Source organism: Oleiphilus sp. HI0080, from assembly GCF_001635135.1.
Window position 1 is genome coordinate 1 of sequence record NZ_LWFU01001092.1, and the last position, 713, is coordinate 713.

General features: G+C 47.1%; 1 protein-coding gene. It reads right to left on the reverse strand.

Annotated features, from left to right (window positions below):
- Positions 1–298 precede the first annotated feature (298 nt).
- On the reverse strand, positions 299–713 hold a 415-nt coding region (locus A3751_RS23215; protein WP_068458681.1), incomplete at its 5' end, for a hypothetical protein.

Here is a 713-nt window from a genome sequence, read left to right on the forward strand (position 1 = left end):
GTTATTACGATGTAAAGGCACTTTATACTCAGGATATTTCTGCAAATAGAGACATCGATTGGGATGTGAAGCTGCAATATTGGGGCCCTCAAATTTCTATGGGTTACACGTTTTAAAGAACGACGCGGCCAAGTCCAATAGAAATCCCAAATACCTTAGAGTAGAAGAAGCAACGCGCGCCATACGAGCGCGCGTTACTATCAGGAAAGCGGCGAAAAAACGCTCACCGCAAAGACCGCGTTATGAAACATGTCACGACACATTTCACTACGCAGGTCGCTTCACATTTCACTTCACACTACATTTTCTCAACAGCAATCGCCATTGCCGTAGTGTGCTTAATAACTACTTCTCGACCAACATGCGACTCAAGCAGTTCTACGTCTGGACGCACAGCCTGAACAACAGTCGTTCCATCAGAGAACGTAAGGGTTGCGGTATGGCTTTCTAAATCCACAGCGCTTACCGTTGCGACAACTTCAACTACCTCAACGGCCATTGCGCCAGGCACTTCGCCTTCAGCCGCTACAGCCTCGGCAACAGCCACACTGTCTTCAGAATGCTCATCAACGTCGTTAACATAAACAACCTGCTCTTCGACATATTCAATGACGACCTTGTCGCCCTTGCTAACCTGATCAAAGTTTACAACCTCAGGCCCAACCGTAATAGTTCTGCGATTACCCTTGTCGTCTTCTAAGCTAACGGATCTT